An 18809-nucleotide genomic window follows, 5' to 3' on the forward strand; every position below is an offset into this window, starting at 1 on the left:
GGCCACACCGCACTCGCCGGCGCCTGCCCCGCCGACCGCGTCACCAACCTCCGTGGTCAGTACAGCTAGCCGCGCCCCGTCGAGCCGACGGGGCGACGGGGTCGACGGGGGGCGGGGGGGGCACCTGGTCCCCCGGACCGCCCCGCGTGCCCCGCCGCCTCTCCTCGCCCGACCGGACGCCCCGACCGGACGCCCCGACCTTCGGTGGCCGCTCCGCCCCCGGCGGGCCCGCACGCCGCGGACCTGCCTAGGCTGCGCCGATCACCGTCGAGGGGGCCGGCGGCAGCGCCGGTGCGCGGCGGAGGAGCCACGAGGAGCAGGAGGTCCGCGGTGGACGTGCTCACGACGAGTGCCCCGGCCGACCATGCGCGCCCCGGCGCACCGGCAGGCCCCCCGGGTAGCACCCCGCCCCCGGCCGCGCCGCCCGGGGGCGCCTCCACCCACGCCCTGCGGCGCAGCGTGCAGGCCGAGCTCGACGCGACGCTGGAGCGGCAGCGGGCCGTCCTCGCCGAGGTGTCCCCGAGCAGCGAGCGGCTGGTCGACGCCGTGGCCGACCTCGTGCTCGGGGGCAAGCGCCTCCGTCCGGCGTTCTGCGCGTGGGGCTACCGCGGGGCCGGCGGCGAGGACCTGGCGGTCGAGGCGCGGGTGGGCGCGGCGCTGGAGCTGTTCCAGGCGGCGGCGCTCATCCACGACGACGTCATGGACGGCTCGGACACCCGCCGCGGCATGCCGGCCGTGCACCGCCGCTTCGCCGACCTGCACGCCGGACGTGGCTGGGCGGGCTCCTCGGAGCGCTTCGGCGAGGCAGCGGCCGTCCTGGCGGGAGACCTGTGCCTGTCGTGGAGCGACGAGGCCCTGACGTCGTGCGGCGCCGACGCCGAGCGCCTGGCCGCGGCCCGCCTCGTCTTCGACCGCATGCGCACCCAGCTCATGGCCGGCCAGTACCTCGACGTCCTGGAGCAGGCCTCGGGCGCCGACCCGCAGGGCGCCGACGAGCGCGCGCTGGCCGTCCTGCGGTGGAAGAGCGCGAAGTACACCGTCGAGCACCCGCTGCTCATCGGTGCGGCGCTCGCGGGGGCCGACGCCCCGCAGCGGGCGGCCCTGTCGGCGTACGGGCTGCCGCTCGGCGAGGCCTTCCAGCTGCGCGACGACGTGCTCGGGGTCTACGGCGACGCCGCGGTCACGGGCAAGCCGACCGGTGACGACCTGCGGGAGGGCAAGCGCACCATGCTCGTCGCGCTCGCCGCCCAGCGCGGGGCCGAGGCCGACCGCGCCCTGCTCGAGCGGCTGCTCGGCGCGCCGGACCTCGACGACGACGGGGTCGCGGCGCTGCAGGACCTCATCGACGCCACGGGAGCACGCGCCGCCGTCGAGCAGCTCATCGACGAGCTCGTCGAGAGGTCCCGCACCGCCCTGGCGCAGGCCCCCGTCACCGGGGAGGCCCGCGAGGCCCTCGGCGAGCTCGTGTCCATCGCGACGGCCCGCGCCGCCTGACCCCCGCTGTCCCGCACACGCACGCTCGGCACGGCAGCGCCCCACCGACATCCCGGAGAACCGATGAGCCCGCTCCTGACCAGCCGTGGCCGCACCGAGGGGGCAGGCGCCTCGGCCCGGCGCTGGGCCCGCTGGGCCGCGCAGGCGGCCGTCCCCGGCCGGGTGCGCACCACGTCGGGGCCCAGCGACCACGTCGTCGTCGTCGGCGCGGGCCTGGCCGGGCTGTCTGCGGCCATGCACCTGGCGGGCGCGGGGCGCCGTGTGACCCTGCTGGAGCGCGGCGCCAGCCCCGGTGGCCGCGCGGCCCGCCTGGAGCTCGAGGGCCCCACGGGCACCTACCGCTTCGACCCGGGGCCGACGGTCCTGACGATGCCGGACCTCATCGCCGACTGCTTCGACGCCCTCGGCGAGGAGATGACGGACTGGCTCACGCTCGACCCGGTCTCCCCGCTCTACCGCGCCCAGTACGCCGACGGCACCTCGATGGACGTCCACGCCGACCCGGCGGCCATGGCCGCCGAGGTGGAACGGGTCTGCGGCCCCGACGAGGCGCAGGGCTACCTGCGGTACGCCGACTACGTCGGCAAGCTCTACCGCGCGGAGATGCGCAGCTTCATCGACACCAACATCGACACCCCGCTGGACCTGGTCTCGCCCGACCTGGCCCGCCTGGCCGCCCTCGGCGGCTTCGGCAAGCTGGCCCCGCGCGTCGAGCGGTACCTGAAGGACAGCCGGACCCAGCGGGCGTTCTCCTTCCAGGCCCTCTACGCGGGCCTGTCGCCCTACGACGCGCTCGCGCTCTACGCCGTCATCGCCTACATGGACTCCGTCGCCGGCGTCTTCTTCCCCCGCGGCGGCGTCGCGGCCGTGCCGGAGGCGATGGCCGCCGCGCTGGAGAAGCACGGCGTCGACGTCCGCTGCTCCACCGAGGTGGCGCGGGTCGAGCACTCCGGCGGCCGGGCGAGCGCCGTCGTCACGACCGGCGGCGAGCGCATCGCCTGCGACGCCGTCGTGCTCAACCCCGACCTGCCGGTCGCCTTCCGCGAGCTGCTGGGCGTCGAGCACCGCTCGACCCGGCGCATCACCTACTCCCCGTCCTGCTACCTCATGCTGGCCGGCTCGACGGCGCACTACCCCGGCGCCGCGCACCACACGATCTCCTTCGGCCACGCGTGGGAGGAGGTCTTCACCGAGCTGGTGGGCGGGCGGCTCATGAGCGACCCGAGCGTGCTCGTCTCCACGCCGTCGCTGTCGGACCCGAGCGCCGCGCCGGAGGGCCGGCACACCTACTACGTCCTCTTCCCGACGCCCAACCTCCAGAGCGCGCCCGACCTGGACTGGGAGCGGACGGCGCCGCACTACCGCGAGCACGTGCTGCGCACCCTGGAGTCACGGGGCTTCCCCGGCTTCGGCGACGGCATCGAGGTCGAGGACGTGACGACGCCGCTGGACTGGCAGCGCCGCGGCATGGAGGCGGGCGCGCCGTTCGCCGCCTCGCACGCCTTCAGCCAGACGGGTCCCTTCCGCCCCGGCAACCTCTGGGGGGAGAACGTCGTCCTCACCGGCTCGGGCACCCAGCCGGGCGTGGGCGTGCCGATGGTGCTCGTCTCGGGGCGGCTGGCCGCCGAGCGCATCACGGGCAAGGTCCCCGGCTACCGGTCGCGGGCCTACCGGTGAGCGCTCCCGCCGCCGTCGCGCGCAGGACGCCCGCGCCGCGGCGCTACCGGGTCGGCGAGCGGTCCCTGGACGCAGCCGGGATCACCGACCCGGCGCTGCGCGCCGACTTCCAGGCCTGCCGGCACCTGCACGCCGAGCACGGCCGCACCTACTACCTGGCGACGGCGCTGCTGCCACCGGCCAAGCGGCCGTGGGTGTGGGCGCTCTACGGCTTCGCCCGGTACGCCGACGAGTTCGTCGACAGCCTCACCGACCCCGACCCGGCCGCGCTGCTCACCTTCGAGGAGGAGTTCTGGCGCGGGCTGGACGGCGCGCGCGCGGGCGGGACCGCGCCGGACGCCGTCAGCCGGGCCATGGCGCTGACGATGGAGCGGTGGGGCGTCCCGCGAGACCACGTCGGCGCGTTCCTGGAGTCCATGCGGATGGACATCACCGAGACCGGGTACGCCACGTGGGCCGACCTCGTGCACTACATGCACGGCTCGGCGGCCGTCATCGGGCTGCAGATGCTGCCCGTGCTGGAGCCGCTGCCCGGGCTGGAGGAGCCGGCGGCCCGCTGCGCCCGCACGCTCGGCGAGGCCTTCCAGATGTCGAACTTCATCCGCGACGTCGGCGAGGACCTCGAGCGCGGGCGGGTCTACCTGCCGGAGGAGGACCTGGTGGCCTGCGGCGTCGACCGCGACGAGCTCTGGCACTGCCGCCGCACGGCGTCGCTGACGCCGGGGGTGCGGACGCTGCTGGAGCTGGAGGTGGCGCGCACCCGCGAGCTGTACGCCCGCGCGCGCCCAGGGATCGGCATGCTGCACCCCACGAGCCGGGACGCCATCGCCTGCGCCGACGAGCTGTACGGCGGCATCCTGGGCGCCGTCGAGGACGCCGACCTGCGGGTCCTGCACCGCCGCGTCTCGGTGCCGACCCCGCGCCGGCTGCGGGTCGCCCTGCCGGCCCTGGCCCGCGCCCGTCGCGCCCGCGCCGACCAGCGCGCCTGGCGCACCACCTGACGCCGCCTCCGCCGCCCCCCTCCACGCGACGTGTGACCTTGACGCGCACCCCCTCCCGCCCACCCCTCGCTCGCGCGACCGTTCTCCGTCGTCGAGGGCCCGCCTCGCCCGCCTCGCCCGCCTCGCCTACGAGCGGACGTCGGAGGAGCGAGGCTCAGCGCCGGTGGACGGCGCCGCGGCCGTCGCGCAGCGGCCGCCCGTCGCCGCCGCGGCGCGCCGCGACCACCTCGGCGAGGACGGCGAGCGCCTGCTCGGCCGTCGTCCGCGCACCGAGGTCCAGACCGACGGGGCCGCGCACCCGCGCGGCGTCCTCAGCCGGCACGCCGAGGACGGCGAGACGCTCCAGGCGCCGGGCGTGCGTGGCCCGCGAGCCGAGAGCCCCGACGACACCGGCGCCACCGCGCAGCGCCGCGGCGACGGCCAGGGGGTCGAGGTCGTCGTCGTGGCTGAGGACGCAGACGACGGACCGCTCGTCGAGCGGGGCGCGCGCCAGCCACTCGTGCGCCAGCGCCAGCACGACGTCGGACGCCGCCGGCACCCGGGCGCCCACGGCGAAGCGCGCCCGGTGGTCGAGGACGACGACGCGGTAGCCCAGGCCCACCGCCCCCGCGGCGACCGCGGCACCCAGGTCACCGGCGCCGACGACGACGAAGAGCGGTGCGGCGTCACAGGTGTCGAGCAGGACGGGCAGCGACGCCCCGACGCCCGACCGGGTCTCGGGCTCCCCCTGCGCGCCGGCCGCGGCCGGCCGCGGGAGGTCGAGAAGACCGGGCGCCGTCCGCCCGCCCAGGTGGTCCCTGACGTCGGCGAGGTCCGCGCCCCAGGCCGACCGCAGCGCACCGGGCTCGACCTGACCGGCGGCGGCGGCGCCCTCGCCGGTCGCGACGAGGCCTCCCGCCAGCGTCGGGACCAGCGCGCCGGGCGACGCCGCCTCCGGGGCGAGCAGCACCGCGAGACCCGCGCGGCGACCGGCGGCCGCCGCCGCGAGCTCGGCCCGGGCCGCCGCGCCGTCGACGACGTGGACCAGCACCTCCACCGCGGCGTCGCAGCCGAGCGGGTGCCAGGCCCGCCCGCCCGCGGCCACCGGTGGGGCCGGCGCAGCGCCGGTCAGCGCCCGCAGGACCTGCTCGCACCGCTCCAGCGCGGCGCTCTCGACGCAGCCGGCCGACAGCCCGCCGACGACCTCACCACCCGCGGACAGCGCGAGCGACGTCGCCGGCGGCGGCCACGAGGTGCCTTCTGTCCGCAGCACCGTCGCGAGGACGAGCGGGCCCTGCGCGAGCAGCGGCAGCAGACGGCCGGCGACCTCGAGCACGCTCAGCCTCCCCGCCGCGCCGTGGGGGACGTCGACGGCGCGCCGTCGACGTCGAGCCCGCTCGCGAGGTCGCCGCACTCCACGCGCAGCACGTCGGCGCCGACGAGCAGCCGCCGCGCGCCCTCGTCCCCGGTCCCGGCGGCCGCCTGCCCCCACGACGCGCGGTCGAGCACGACGGGGTGCCCGGGGCGGCCGTCGTGCACCGCCCGCGCCAGCCCCACGCCGGGCCAGGCGCCCAGCACGCGCGCCACCTCGGCGGCGCCGAGGTCCGGCACGTCGACGGGCACGACGGCGGCGGCCGACCACCGGCCGACCACGGCCCCGCCGGCCAGCGCCGCCGCCCCGCCCCGCTCCAGGTCGCTCGCGGCGGCGAGCCCGGCGGACAGCGACGCCGACAGGCCCCTGGCCCAGCCCGGCGCGCGGACCACCTGGGCCCCCGCCGGGACGAGCGCCGCGACGTCCTCCCCCGCGGCGCCGACGACGACGAGCACCCGCGCGCAGCCTCCCTGGCCCAGCGCCCGGACCCGCGCGGCGACCCACGGCTCGCCGTCGCCGTCGCGGCGCAGCCCCTTCGGCCCGCCGGCACGGCGACCGGCCCCGGCGGCGAGGACGAGCCCGACGACGGCCCCGCGCCCGCCGTCGAGCGCGCCGTCGAGCCCGCCGTCGAGCCCGCCGTCGAGCACGGACGGCGTCAGAAGGCGAGGGCCTGGGCGCGGCGCCGGACCTCCGTCGTCCGGTGCTCGGCGCGCAGGGCCTCCACGGGCGTGCCGGGCAGGGACGGGTCGGCCGTGAAGAGCCAGCGGAGGGTCTCGGCCGGGGAGTAGCCGGCGTCCGCGAGCACCTGGGCCGTCCCGCGCAGCCTCGGCAGGGGCACGGGGACGACGAGCGCCGTCGGCACGCAGTCGGCGCGCGGGCGCCCGCGGCGGACGGCGACGAGGTCCCGGTCGGCCACGAGCCGCCGCACCTGGGACGGCGCGAGGTCCAGGTGCTCGGCGACCTGCGCGAGCGTCATCCACTCGCCGACCAGCTCCTCGAGGTCGGCCTCCGGCGACGGTGCGGCGTCGACCTGCGGCGCGGACGGCGAGGCGGGGTGCGGCTGGGAGTCAGGCGACGTGCTCACACCTCCGAGACTGCCACGCCCGTCCACCCTCGCCGGTCCTGGCCGGGCGAGTCGTCCTCCACCCGCCCACCACCGGCCTTCGCGGGGCGAGTCCTTGCCACGGCACCCCCGAGAACCCTCGCGCGCGACGACCTGACGGCGGCGCCGTCACCCACCGGGACGAGTTCCACCGCTGTAACTCACTCCGCCGCAGGAGGTGTGGGGTACGTTCCGTCACAGCAACATCACGAAGCACTCAAAGCACACCTGTCACACCACCTCCTGACCCTCCGGACCCCCGGCGCGCCCCTGCCGCCGGGTCCGGCTCCGGGCCCCGGCCCGGGACGAGACGCCGAGGACGCCATGTCGACGCCCGCCCCCGCCCCCGCACCCGACCCGACGCTCGCCGACCCGACGCCCTGGGGGCCGACCGTCCGCACCGCCCGCCCGGGCCCTGCGCGCCGTCCGCTCTCCCTGGCCCTCGCCGTCGCGCTCGGCGCCGGCACCCTGCTGCCGACGGCGGCCGCGGCCGCCGCGGCTCCCGAGCAGCGCGACGCCGGCGACGACCGGACGACCTCGTCCCGCCCGGCCGCCCCGACCTCGTCCCGCCCGGCCGCCCCGAGCCGGACCGCCCCGGGCACCTCGCCGGCGCCCGCCGTCCAGCTCGGCGCCCCCGTGGCCGTGGCCGCCGCCGCGGCCCGCAGCTACGTCGTCCAGCCCGGCGACACGGTCAGCGGCATCGCGCTGCGCAGCGGGCTGTCCCAGCAGGAGGTCATCACCGCGAACGGCCTGGACGCGCGCGGCTCGATCCGGGCCGGCCAGGTGCTCGTCCTCGACCGGGCCGCGGTGGCCGCCGCGAGCCCGGAGGGCACGTACACCGTCCAGCGCGGCGACACCGTCTCCGCCATCGCCGCCCGCACCGGCACCACCCAGCGCGCCATCGTCGAGGCCAACGGCCTCGACAGCCGCGGCTCCATCCGCGCCGGCCAGCAGCTGCGCCTCGGCGGCGCCGCCGCGCCGGCGGCCAGCCCCGCCGCGTCCTCGCGCCCCGCGCCGGCCGCCGGCGGCCCGGCGGCCACCTACACCGTCGCGCGCGGCGACACCGTCTCCGCCATCGCCGCCCGCACCGGCACCCCCCAGCGCGCCATCGTCGAGGCCAACGGCCTGGACTCCCGCGCCTTCATCCGCGAGGGCCAGGTCCTGCGCCTCGGCGGCGGCAGCGCCCCCGCCCCCAGCGCCCCGACCGCCGCTGCCCCGTCCGCCGGGAGCAGCGACGGCGCCGCGACCTACACCGTCCGCCGCGGAGACACCGTCTCGGCCATCGCCGCCCGCACCGGCACCACCCAGCGCGCCATCGTCGAGGCCAACGGCCTGGACTCGCGCGCCTTCATCCGCGAGGGCCAGGTCCTGCGCCTCGGCGGCGGCAGCGCCCCGGCGCCGGCCGCGGCACCGCAGCCTGCGCCGCAGCAGGCACCGGGCGGCAGCTACACCGTCCGCGCCGGTGACTCCCTCAGCGTCATCGCGGCGCGCCAGGGCACGACGGTCGCGGCGCTGCGGCAGGTCAACCCGGGCGTCGGCGCCGACGGCCTCATCCGCATCGGGCAGACCCTGTCCGTGCCGGGGGCCGGTGGGGCGCCCGCGAGCCCGGCGCCGTCCTCGGGCCGCGCGCCGGTGTCCTCGACCTTCCTCGGCCGCAGCTACCCGCGGTCGACGACGCAGTCGGCCACCGCCAACCGCGACACGCTGCTGGACCGGTCGGTGCCCGGGCGCGCCGAGATGCAGCAGATCGTCGTCGACACGGCCAACCGGTACGGCGTCGACCCGGCGCTCGCGCAGGCCGTCGCCTTCCAGGAGTCGGGCTTCAACATGCGGGCGGTCTCGCCCGCCAACGCCGTCGGCGTCATGCAGGTCATCCCGTCCTCGGGGCGGTGGGCCGCGGACCTCTCGGGCCAGGACATCGACCTGCTCGACCCGCAGGACAACGTGACGGCGGGCGTCGTCATCCTCCGCCAGCTGCTGCGCAGCGCCCCCGACGAGTCCAGCGCCATCGCCGGCTACTACCAGGGCCTGGGCTCCGTGCGCAGCCGCGGCATGTACAGCGACACGCGCCGCTACGTCGCCAGCGTCCAGACGCTGCGGGCCCAGTACCGGTAGGCCCCAGCACCGGTCGGCCCAGCACCGGTCGGCCCAGCACCGGTGGTCCGGGTCCGTCCGGCGCCGCGTCCCCCGGCGGGGCGCGGGGCTCCCGGGCCGGCGAGCGGCCGTCCCTACACTCCCCGCCATGGCGACCGAGGCGAGCGCGGGCGGCGACCCGCTCGTGGGCGTCGTCGTCGACGGCCGCTACCGGGTGGTCCGGCGCATCGCCCGCGGCGGCATGGCCACCGTGTACCTGGCCTCGGACACCCGGCTCGACCGGGACGTCGCGCTCAAGGTGATGCACCCCCACCTGGCGCAGGACCCGGACTTCGTCGCCCGCTTCCACCGGGAGGCCGTCGCCGCGGCCCGGGTCGCCCACCCGGGCGTCGTCGCCGTCTTCGACCAGGGACGTGACGACGGCGCCGGTCCCGACGGCCCGCGCCACGGCGTGGTCTACCTCGTGCTCGAGCACGTGCCGGGCTCGACCCTGCGGGACCTGCTCGCCGCCGAGGGCGCCCTGACGGCGGGGACGGCGCTGGCCGTCCTGGAGCCGGTGCTCGACGCGCTGGCCGCCGCGCACCGCGCCGGCGTCGTGCACCGCGACGTCAAGCCCGAGAACGTGCTGCTCACCGACGACGGGCGCGTCAAGGTCGCCGACTTCGGCCTCGCCCGCGCCGCGAGCTCCCAGACCTCCACGCACACGACGGGCGTCCTCATGGGGACGGTGGCCTACCTCTCCCCCGAGCTCGTCACCCGCGGCACCGCGGACGCGCGCAGCGACGTCTACGCCGCCGGCATCACCCTCTTCGAGATGCTCACGGGCTCCCAGCCCTTCACCGGCGAGGTGCCCATCCACGTGGCGCACCAGCACGTCACCCGCGACGTCCCGGTGCCGAGCACGCTGGTCGCGACCGTCCCGCAGGAGCTCGACGACCTCGTGCTCTGGATGACGGCGCGTGACCCGCAGGACCGCCCGACCGACGCCCGCGAGCTCGTCCACGAGGTGCGGGCGCTGCGCCGCGACCTGCCCGACGCCGTCCAGGACGCCGCGCCCCGACGCACCGGACGGGCGCCCGAGCGGGGCGCCGGCGGCGCGGTCGCCGCGGTGGCGGGGGGCGCGGCGGCAGCCGCCGTCGTGAGCCGGACGACGGCGCTGCCCGTGCGCCACGAGCACGTCGCCGCCCTGCCGGTGGGCGAGCAGGGCGCCCCGGCAGCAGGTGCCTGGGCCGGCGAGCCGGGTACCTCCTCGACGGCCGCCCTGCCCCGGCGCTCCTCGCCGACGCCGCCCGCCGGCCTCCCGGCTCCCCGGCGCCGCCGGCGTCGTGGCCGGCTCGTGGCGACCGTCGTCGGCGCCGTCGTCGTCGTCCTGCTCGCCGCCGGGGCCGCGTGGGCCGCGCTGCTCGGGCCGTGGTCGCAGGTCACGGTGCCCGCCACGCAGGGCATGGACCGTGCCAGCGCCGAGCAGGTGCTCCAGGACGAGGGGCTGGCCTCGGAGGTCTCCGAGCGCTTCGACGAGCAGGTCCCCGCCGGCACCGTCATCGGCACCAACCCGGCCGAGGGCGTCTCGGCCAGCCGCGACGCCGTCGTGCAGCTCTTCCTCTCGCGCGGGTCGGAGTTCTCCCTCGTCCCCGACCTCGTCGGCCGACCGGTGGGCGAGGCCCGCGGGGCCGTGGAGCAGGTGCAGCTCACCCTCGCCGAGCAGAGCGAGGCCTACGACGAGCAGGTGCCCGAGGGCGCCGTCGTCAGCCAGGAGCCGGCGGGCGGGCAGCAGCTGCGGCGCGGCGAGGCCGTCCAGGTGGTCGTGTCCCTGGGGCGTGAGCCGATCGACGTCCCCGACGTCGTCGGCCGCACGCGCGGCGAGGCCGTCTCGGCCCTCCAGGAGCGCGGTCTGCGCGCCGTCGTGACCGAGGAGTTCGACGACGACGTCGCGGCCGGCCGGGTCGTCCGCCAGGACCCGGACGACGACGAGACCCGCTTCCGGGGCGACGACGTCACGGTCGTCGTCTCCCTCGGGCCCGACCTCGTCGAGGTCCCCGACGTCATCGGCGACCAGGTCGACGACGCCACCGAGGAGCTGGAGGACGCCGGCTTCCAGGTCGAGGTGGACGAGGTGCTCGGGGGGCTCTTCGGCACCGTCCGCGACCAGAGCGTCGAGGCCGGGACGCAGGCCCGGCCCGGGACGACGATCACGCTCACGGTGGTCTGACCCGGGTCTGGCCCGCGTGACGCATGCCGCAGGCGGCGGGAGCGCTCAGCCGCGGCCGGGCTCCTCGGCCTCCTGGTAGGCGTAGCGCTCCTGGCGCCAGCAGTCGCCGACGGCGTGGTAGCCGCGGTCCTCCCAGAAGCCGCGCTTGACCTCGGTGAGGTACTCCCACCCGCGGAACCACTTCGGCCCCTTCCACGAGTACAGCTGGGGCAGCACGAGACGCACCGGGAAGCCGTGCTCGGGCGTCAGCGGCCGGCCGCCGCGGGAGGTGGCGAGGACGGCGCCGGGCGCGGTGAGGTCCTCCAGCCGCACCGTCGCCGAGTAGCCGTACTCGGCGTAGACGAGGGCGCACGTGACGTCTCCGGCGGGCGGGTGGGCCTCGACGAGGTCGCGGGCGAGCACGCCCTCCCACTCGTTGTCCAGCACGCTCCAGCGGGAGGCGCAGTGCAGGTCGGCCCGCACCGGCGTCGTCGGGAGCGCGCAGAAGGCCTCGTAGTCCAGGACGTGGCGCTCGCCGTCCCGGGTGGCGCCCTCGACGACGAGGGTCCAGCGCTCGGGGCGGAAGGTCGGCACGCGGCCGTAGTGCATGACGGGCAGCTCGGGCACCTCCCGCTGGCCGGGGGGCAGGGCCCGGGCGGCGCCCGGTGGCGGGACGACGTGCAGCCCCGGGCGGTCTGCGCCCCCGTCCCCCGGCGGGGCCACCCAGTCCCAGCCGTCGGGGCGACCCGCCTCGTCGGCTCCCCCGTGCGCGTCGTCGGCGGTCCCCCCTCCGCCTCCGGTCACGGCCGCTGCGCCCCCTCGCGCTCCTGCGGCAGCGCCGCGAGCAGCTCCCCGAGCACGCCCGCCGCGCGCTCGACGTCCCCGTCGTCGACGTCGAGGTGGGTGACCAGGCGCAGGACGCGCCGGCCGAGCGCCGAGACGCGCACCCCCCGGTCGGCGGCCGCGCCGGCGAGCGCCGGGGCGTCCGGGACGTCGAGCACGACGATGTTCGTGCTGACCGCCTCGGGGTCGACGCAGCCCGGGCGTGCGCGGGCGCAGGCGCGCGCGAGCGTCGCGGCGCGGGCGTGGTCCTGCGCGAGCCGCTCCACGTGGTGGTCGAGCGCGTGCAGCCCCGCGGCGGCGAGCATGCCGGTCTGCCGCATGCCACCGCCGAGGCGCTTGCGCAACACCCGGGCGCGCTCGATGCGCTCGGCGCTGCCGACGACGAGGGAGCCGACCGGCGCCCCGAGGCCCTTGGACAGGCACACGGACACCGTGTCGGCGCACGCGCCGTAGTCGGCCGGCGAGACGCCGTCGGCCACGGCGGCGTTCCACAGCCGGGCCCCGTCGAGGTGGAGCGCGACACCGGCCGCGCGCGTGCGCTCGCGCAGGTCCTGCAGGACGGCCAGCGGCTGGGTCGTGCCCCCGCCGAAGTTGTGCGTGTTCTCCACCGCGACCGCCGCGGTGGAGACGAGGTACGGGCCGGCGTCGGGCGTGAGCATGGCCTCGACGACGTCGGGGTCGACCCGGCCGACGGGGGCCCCCGGTCGGGCGAGCGCGGGCCACGTGCGCGTCGTCACGCCGCCGAGCGCGGCGTGCGCCCCCAGCTCGGCGCGCACGACGTGGGCCAGGCTGTCGCACAGCAGCTCCTCGCCCGGCTCGACGAGCAGCCGGACGCCGATGACGTTGGTCATCGACCCGCTGGGGCCGAAGAGCGCCGCCTCGTGGCCGAGCAGCTCGGCGACCCGGCGCTCCAGCGCCGTCGTCGTCGGGTCCTCGCCGTAGACGTCGTCGCCCACCTCGGCCGCCGCCATCGCCGCCCGCATCGCGGCCGTCGGGCGGGTCAGGGTGTCCGAGCGCAGGTCGACCGCGGCGTCGGGGCCTCCCGGCGCGCGCCCTGACCTCGTGGGAGCGGGGGCCGGGGCCTCGGCGGTCCGGGGAGGCCCGGCGCGCTCGCCGGCGCGAGGGGTGGGCGCACCGGCGCGCACCGCCGCCTCAGCGGCCACGGAGCATGTCCGCCGCGAGGAAGGCCAGCTCCAGGGACTGCTGGTGGTTCAGGCGCGGGTCGCACAGCGTCTCGTAGCGGGTGGCCAGGGCGGCGTCGTCGATGTCCTCGACGCCGCCGAGCACCTCCGTGACGTCGTCGCCCGTGAGCTCGATGTGCAGGCCGCCGGGCACCGTGCCGGCAGCGCGGTGGACCTCGAAGAAGCCGCGGACCTCGTCGACGACCTCGTCGAAGCGGCGGGTCTTGTAGCCCGACGCCGAGGTGAAGGTGTTGCCGTGCATGGGGTCGCACACCCACACGGGGGTGCGACCGGCGTCGGCGACCGCGCGGACGAGCCCCGGCAGCACCTCCCGGATCCGGGGGGCGCCCATCCGCGTGACGAAGGTGAGGCGGCCGGGCTCGCCGTCGGGGTCGAGGGCGTCGGCGAGCTCGAGCGCCTGCTCGGGCGTCGTCGTCGGGCCGAGCTTGACGCCGACGGGGTTGCGCACGCGCGAGAGCAGGTCGACGTGGGCGCCGTCGACGCCGCGGGTCCGCTCGCCGATCCAGAGGAAGTGGGCCGAGACGTCGTAGGGCAGCTGGGTGCGCGAGTCGATGCGGGTGAGCGCCCGCTCGTAGTCGAGCAGCAGCGCCTCGTGGGCGGCGTACATCTCCGTGGCCCGCAGCGCGTCGAAGTCGACGCCGCAGGCGGCCATGAACGCGAGGGCGCGGTCGATCTCGCCGGCGAGGTCGGCGTAGGCCGACGTCGCGCCGTTGCCGACGAAGCCGCGGTTCCACTCGTGCACGTGCCGCAGGTCGGCGAAGCCGCCGGTGGTGAAGGCCCGGATGAGGTTCAGCGTGCTCGCGGCCGTGTGGTAGGCGCGCACGAGCCGCTGCGGGTCCGGGGTGCGCGCCTCGGGCGTGAAGGCGAACCCGTTGACGGCGTCACCGCGGTAGGCGGGCAGCGTGACGTCGCCGCGGGTCTCGGTGTCGCTGCTGCGCGGCTTGGCGAACTGCCCGGCCATCCGGCCCATCTTCACGACGGGCGTGCTGGCGCCGTAGGTGAGGACGACCGCCATCTGCAGCACGGTCTTGACCCGCCGGCGGATGGCGTCGGCCGTCGCGTCGGCGAAGGTCTCGGCGCAGTCCCCGCCCTGCAGGACGAAGGCCCGGCCGGCGGCGGCCTCGGCGAGGCGGCTGCGCAGGCGGTCGACCTCACCCGCGAAGACCAGCGGCGGCAGGCTCGACAGCTCGGCGGTCGCCCGGTCGAGCGCCTGGGCGTCGGGCCAGGCGGGCTGCTGCACGCGCGGCAGGTCCCGGTGGGCGTCCAGGCCGCCGACGACGCGCGGGGCAGGCCCCTCGGTGCCGCCCGTGCCGTCGTCCTCGGGGCCCGGGTAGCCCCACGACCCGGCGGCGGCGACGGGGCGTGCGGACACGGGGGCGGACGTCGTGCTCACCCGACCAGGGTAGAGGCCCCCACCGACGGCTCCGTCCACGCCGGCGGGCGGCGCTCGCAGGGCTCGCCCCGGACGCGCGGCGGCCCCGGCGGGCGTCCCCGGAGGTCAGGGGGCGACGCGCCCATTGCGGTCGAAGGCCTCGGCGGTCACCGGCATGAGCCCCCGCCAGACCTCCTCCATGGCCTCGGCGCACATCTCGATCTCGCGCTGGGGGAAGGAGGGGAACGTCGAGCCGTCGCGCTGGGTCCGCAACGACAAGAAGTTCATGAGCGCCCGGGCGTTCATCGTCACGTACATGGAGGAGTACGTCGTCACCGGCAGGACGACGCGCGCCACCTCCCGCGCGACGCCGGCGTCGAGCATCGCCCGGTACGCCTCGTACGCGCGGGTGCTCGCCGCCCGCACCTCGCTCTCGACGAGCGCGTGCTGGTCCGCCGTGCCCGCCGTGAAGCGGTACGCGCCCGGCTTGCCCTCCTGGACGAGCCGCCGGTCGCGGGCGGGCACGTAGAACACCGGCCGCAGCTCGCGGTAGCGCCCGCTCTCCTCGTTGTAGGAGGCGATGCGGTGCCGCATGAACTCGCGGAAGACGAAGATCGGCGCCTGCACGTAGAAGGTCATCGACGTGTGCTCGAAGGGGCTGCCGTGCCGGTCGCGCATCAGGTAGTTGACGAGCCCGGCGGAGCGCCGCTGCTCGTCCTCGTCGGCCCCGGCGTCGGCGCGGCTCGCCTCGCCGCGGGTGGAGACCCGCGCGGCGAACAGGACGTCCGCGTCGCTCGCGCTGGCGCGCACGAGCTCGACGACGACGTCGCTGCGGAAGACCGGCTCGGCCACCGCGCCCGCTCCCCCGGCGCCGTCACCGGGCGCCGACACCGCAGGTCCCTGCGTCGCAGACCCGCTCTGCTGCACCGCTTCCTGGCGGGCGACCTCCTGCTCGGGGGTTCCTCCCGTGCCCACCGGCTCGGCCGCGCTCATGCCGCCACCACCGTGACGCCGTCCTCGGCGAGCAGCAGCCGCACCCGCGAGAGGTCCCGGACGACGACGTCCGCCGCCAGCTCTCCCGCCGGCGTCGTCGTCGTCACGCCGAGCGTCGCGCACCCGGCGGCCCGGGCCGCGGCGACCCCGGCGGGGGCGTCCTCCACGACGAGGCAGCGCGCCGGGTCGACGCCGAGCCGCTCGGCGGCCAGCAGGAAGGGCGCCGGGTCCGGCTTGCCGCGGACGACGTCGTCGACGGTGACGAGGACCTCCGGCGCCTGCACCTGGGCGGCCCGCAGCCGGGCCAGCGCCAGCGGCCGCGTGCAGGACGTCGCGATGGCCGCCCGGCCCGCGGGCAGGGCGGCGAGCGCCTCGAGCGCGCCGGGCAGGGGCACGATGCCGTCGGTGTCCTCCAGCTCCAGCGCGGCGATCCGGGCCGCCGCCGTCTCGACCTGCTCCGGCGGCACGAGGGCCTCGGCGATGGCGCGCGCCGGGACGCCGTGCCAACCCAGCAGCCGCTCGAGGTCGACGTCCATCTCCTGCGCCCACCGCCGCCAGCACCGCTCGACCGAGGGGGTGGAGTCCACGAGCGTGCCGTCCATGTCGAACAGGACGGCGGCGAAGGGCACCCGCCCGGGGTGCAGCACCTGCCCCGAGGGCACCGCCGGCTCCTGGGTCCCGGTCTTGTCCACGGGCTCGGGGGCCGTGCCGTCGGGCGAGCCGCCGGCCTGGTCGGTCGCCGTCGGCTGCTGAGGACCGGGAGGGGGAGGCACGGCTCGCCACCCTACGGGCGCCGGGGTGCCCGCCGGCGCCGCGCGGGCGACCGCTCCCGGCGCCCGCGCGTGCGAGCATCGCGCGGTGAGCGCCCCCTCCGCCCCGCCGGCCCGCGGTGCTCGGCTGCGCGGCCCGACCCGCCTCGTCGGCGTCGACGCGGCCCGTGGCGTCGCCCTGCTCGGGATGGTCGCCACGCACGTGCTGCCGCTCACCACCGTCGGCGCCGACGGCGCCGAGTCGGCCAGCGCGACGGCGCTCGTCGCCGCCGGCCGCGCGTCGGCGCTGTTCGCCGTGCTCGCCGGGGTCTCGCTCGCCCTGGCGGCCGGCGGCACCCGTCCGCCGACCGGCGAGGCCCTGTCCGCCGCCCGCCGCGGCGTGGCGGCCCGCGCCGCCGTCGTGGCGATCATCGGCCTGGTCCTCGGCGGCCTCGGGGCGCCCGTCGCCGTCATCCTCGTCAACTACGGGCTGCTCTTCCTCGTCGCGCTGCCCTTCCTCGGGCGCGGGCCGCGGCTGCTGGTCCCGCTGGGCGCCGCGTGGCTCGTCCTCGTGCCGGTGCTGCTGCACCCGCTGCGAGACGCCGTCGTCGGCGCCGGCGTGCTTGACGTCTCCCCCGGCTACAGCCCGACCTTCCTGGACCTGCGCGCCCCGGTCGAGCTCGTCGGGCACCTGCTGCTGACGGGCTACTACCCCGTCCTGTCGTGGGCCGGCCTCGTCCTGCTGGGGCTCGGCGTCGGGCGGCTCGACCTGCGCCGGGCGAGCACGGTCGTCGTCGTGGCGCTCGCCGGCCTGGCTGCCGCGCTGACCGCCCGCGGCGTCGCCGCAGCCCTGCTCCCCCTCGCCGCGCCCTCCCTCACGGTGCCGACCGGCTTCCCGGCGTCCGCCGACACGCTGGAGACGACCCTCGCCACCGGCTTCTACGGCACCACGCCGACGACGTCGTGGTGGTGGCTCGTCGTGCCCGCCCCGCACTCGGGGACGCCCGTCGACATGGTCTCCGTCGCCGGCAGCGCCCTCGCCGTGCTCGGCGTCGTGCTGCTGGTCGCCCGCGTCGCCCGGCCGCTGGTGTGGCCGCTCGCCGCCGTCGGGTCGATGACGCTGACGCTCTACTCCCTGCACGTGGTCTCGCTGGCGTTTCTCGGCGGCTACGAGTTTGTGACCGGCGCACTAATCCCCGAGGGCCCCCTGTTCGCCGCCCAGGTGGTCGGCCTCCTGCTGGTCGGAGGCCTCTGGCAGCTCACCGGCCGGCGCGGCCCGCTCGAAGGCCTCACCGCCGCCGCCTCCCGCGCCGCCCGGGGCCCGGGGCGCTGAGCCTGTGGACCGAGGACGCGCATGACGGCGTCCTCGGTCCACACGGCGTCGTCGTCCACAGGCCCCGCACGCCTCCGAGGCATCCGCGGCACGCTCACCCGCGTGAAGCGGCGACGAGACCTTCCCCGCGAGCTCCACCTGCTCGCCGACGACCAGGCACGCTGCCTCTCGCGGCGCCAGCTGCGACGCCACGACGTGGACGCCGACACGGTGGCGCGCCGCGTGCGCTCGGGGTCGTGGCAGCGCGCCGGACCACTCGTCGTCGTCCCCCGCCACGCGAGCCGCTCCTGCGCCTCGTGGACCCGGGTCCGGACGACGACTCGGTGCGACGCCCGCGACGTCACCTCACGGGGCGGGCTCCCGGTGCACCGGGTCGAGCGTGCTGCCCTCGACGCTGCCGCCTGGTCGAGCAGCCCCCGGACCGCCGGAGGCCTCCTCGCCGCCGTCGTGGCGCAACGGCTGACGACCGCCGAGCGACTTCTCGCCGCAGCAGAGGCCGACCCGCCGGGGCGTCACCGGCAGGAGATCACCGCGCTGCTCAGCGACATCGCCGGGGGCTCGCACTCGATGGCCGAGGTGGACCTGGTCGCCCTGTGCCGTGCCGCCTCTCTCCCGCTACCGAGACGGCAGGGCCGCCGCCGAGACGCTGCGGGGCGCGTCCGCCACCTCGACGCGCAGTGGGTGCGCCCGGACGGCTCGCGGCTCGTCGCCGAGGTCGACGGGATCGGGCACATGGACCCCGACCGCTGGTACGACGACCTCCTCCGGGCGGCGGACGTCACGGCAGACCCGCGGGACACGCTGCTCCGCCCTCCCGCTCGCGCGCTGCGTCTCGAACCCGCCCGGGTGACCTCTCTCCTCCGGTGGCACCTGCATGTGGTCGCAGGACGCGTGTGACGGCGTCCTCCATCCACGTGCCTCTACGGGTGCAGCGAGATGGCGTGGCGCGCGGCGGCGCGGGCGCGGCGGCGGTCACCGCTGGCGTCGTAGGCCAGCGACAGGCGGTACCAGCGGGCCCAGTCGTTGTCGTCCTCCTCGACCTCGGCGCGGTACCGGGTGAAGAGCCGCTCGGCGTCCTCGCGCACCACCCGGCCGGAGGGGCGACGGCGCAGGTCGTCGACCGGCAGGCCTCCCGTCGCCGCGAGCTCGTCGGCCAGGCGCTGGGAGGCCGCGCCGAAGAGGACCTCGCGGACGATCGCCCAGCCCACGAGCAGGGGCACGATGATGACGCCGACCCCGAGCAGCACGCCGACCACCTCGCCCGAGCCGAGCAGCCGTACGCCCCAGTCCGCCAGGCGCACGAGGTAGAGGACCGACAGCACCAGCAGGACGCCGACGACGACCTTCGTGCGCGCTCCCCCGCGCCGCCTCCGCGCCGGCCCGGCCCCCTCCACCGGCTGCGCCCCCACC

The 18809-nt window shown here is 77.6% G+C and carries 16 protein-coding genes; 7 read left to right on the forward strand and 9 right to left on the reverse strand.

Translation table 11 applies throughout. The features are described from left to right. The first annotated feature begins 330 nt into the window (after positions 1-330). From WDV86_RS15655 to WDV86_RS15665, 3 genes are all read left to right on the forward strand, one after another. Entirely contained in the window at positions 331-1494 is a 1164-nt protein-coding gene (locus WDV86_RS15655) for a polyprenyl synthetase family protein (protein WP_339568583.1), read from the forward strand. Between the two features lie 162 nt (positions 1495-1656). Beyond that, complete coding sequence (crtI, locus tag WDV86_RS15660) at positions 1657-3171, forward strand: phytoene desaturase family protein (RefSeq protein WP_445263125.1); 1515 nt, start codon at positions 1657-1659, stop codon at positions 3169-3171. Further along, positions 3168-4172 (forward strand): phytoene/squalene synthase family protein, encoded by a 1005-nt coding sequence (locus WDV86_RS15665; protein WP_339568585.1) that lies wholly within the window; start codon positions 3168-3170, stop codon positions 4170-4172. Before crtI ends, WDV86_RS15665 begins: the two co-directional genes overlap by 4 nt. Before the next feature lie 154 nt (positions 4173-4326). On the opposite strand, the gene WDV86_RS15670 is transcribed toward WDV86_RS15665, so the two are convergent. Genes WDV86_RS15670 through WDV86_RS15680 form a run of 3 tightly spaced genes read right to left on the reverse strand, consistent with a single transcriptional unit; the run spans position 4327 to position 6607 of the window. After that, positions 4327-5487, reverse strand: a complete 1161-nt coding sequence (locus WDV86_RS15670) for an XdhC family protein (RefSeq protein WP_339568586.1) — start codon at positions 5485-5487, stop codon at positions 4327-4329. A gap of 2 nt (positions 5488-5489) precedes the next feature. Continuing rightward, complete coding sequence (locus tag WDV86_RS15675) at positions 5490-6170, reverse strand: nucleotidyltransferase family protein (protein ID WP_339568587.1); 681 nt, start codon at positions 6168-6170, stop codon at positions 5490-5492. Positions 6171-6178: 8 nt separating this feature from the next. Next, positions 6179-6607: an Rv2175c family DNA-binding protein gene (locus WDV86_RS15680; RefSeq protein ID WP_339568588.1), complete on the reverse strand. Its 429-nt coding sequence runs from the start codon at positions 6605-6607 to the stop codon at positions 6179-6181. A 342-nt stretch (positions 6608-6949) separates the two neighbouring features. Here WDV86_RS15680 and WDV86_RS15685 point away from each other — a divergent pair, with 342 nt between their 5' ends. Further along, positions 6950-8740: a LysM peptidoglycan-binding domain-containing protein gene (locus WDV86_RS15685; protein ID WP_339568589.1), complete on the forward strand. Its 1791-nt coding sequence runs from the start codon at positions 6950-6952 to the stop codon at positions 8738-8740. A 127-nt stretch (positions 8741-8867) separates the two neighbouring features. Beyond that, positions 8868-10928 carry a Stk1 family PASTA domain-containing Ser/Thr kinase gene (gene pknB, locus WDV86_RS15690; RefSeq protein ID WP_339568590.1) on the forward strand — a complete coding sequence of 687 codons (2061 nt, stop codon included), beginning with the start codon at positions 8868-8870 and terminating at the stop codon, positions 10926-10928. A gap of 45 nt (positions 10929-10973) precedes the next feature. Here pknB and WDV86_RS15695 read toward each other — a convergent pair whose 3' ends face one another. From WDV86_RS15695 to WDV86_RS15715, 5 genes are all read right to left on the reverse strand, one after another. Next, positions 10974-11591, reverse strand: a complete 618-nt coding sequence (locus tag WDV86_RS15695) for a molybdopterin-dependent oxidoreductase (protein ID WP_445263126.1) — start codon at positions 11589-11591, stop codon at positions 10974-10976. A gap of 116 nt (positions 11592-11707) precedes the next feature. Further along, complete coding sequence (locus WDV86_RS15700) at positions 11708-12733, reverse strand: threonine aldolase family protein (RefSeq protein ID WP_445263127.1); 1026 nt, start codon at positions 12731-12733, stop codon at positions 11708-11710. Positions 12734-12902: 169 nt separating this feature from the next. Beyond that, on the reverse strand, positions 12903-14219 hold the full coding sequence (locus WDV86_RS15705; protein ID WP_445263128.1) for a class II 3-deoxy-7-phosphoheptulonate synthase: 1317 nt from the start codon (positions 14217-14219) through the stop codon (positions 12903-12905). 231 nt (positions 14220-14450) lie between these two features. Further along, entirely contained in the window at positions 14451-15317 is an 867-nt protein-coding gene (gene thyX / locus WDV86_RS15710) for an FAD-dependent thymidylate synthase (RefSeq protein ID WP_339568594.1), read from the reverse strand. Beyond that, entirely contained in the window at positions 15314-16090 is a 777-nt protein-coding gene (locus tag WDV86_RS15715; RefSeq protein WP_339568595.1) for an HAD-IA family hydrolase, read from the reverse strand. Before WDV86_RS15715 ends, thyX begins: the two co-directional genes overlap by 4 nt. An 85-nt stretch (positions 16091-16175) precedes the next feature. On the opposite strand from WDV86_RS15715, the gene WDV86_RS15720 reads away from it, so the two are divergent. Together WDV86_RS15720 and WDV86_RS15725 are read left to right on the forward strand one after the other, a co-directional pair. Continuing rightward, positions 16176-17399, forward strand: coding sequence for a heparan-alpha-glucosaminide N-acetyltransferase domain-containing protein (locus WDV86_RS15720; RefSeq protein ID WP_339568596.1), 1224 nt, complete (start codon positions 16176-16178; stop codon positions 17397-17399). Between the two features lie 102 nt (positions 17400-17501). Next, positions 17502-18296 (forward strand): hypothetical protein, encoded by a 795-nt coding sequence (locus WDV86_RS15725; RefSeq protein WP_339568597.1) that lies wholly within the window; start codon positions 17502-17504, stop codon positions 18294-18296. A gap of 23 nt (positions 18297-18319) precedes the next feature. On the opposite strand, the gene WDV86_RS15730 is transcribed toward WDV86_RS15725, so the two are convergent. Next, on the reverse strand, positions 18320-18808 hold the full coding sequence (locus WDV86_RS15730; protein WP_339568598.1) for a hypothetical protein: 489 nt from the start codon (positions 18806-18808) through the stop codon (positions 18320-18322). Position 18809: the final 1 nt, after the last annotated feature.

The organism is Pseudokineococcus sp. 1T1Z-3 (genome assembly GCF_037482365.1).
GTDB lineage: Bacteria > Actinomycetota > Actinomycetes > Actinomycetales > Quadrisphaeraceae > Pseudokineococcus.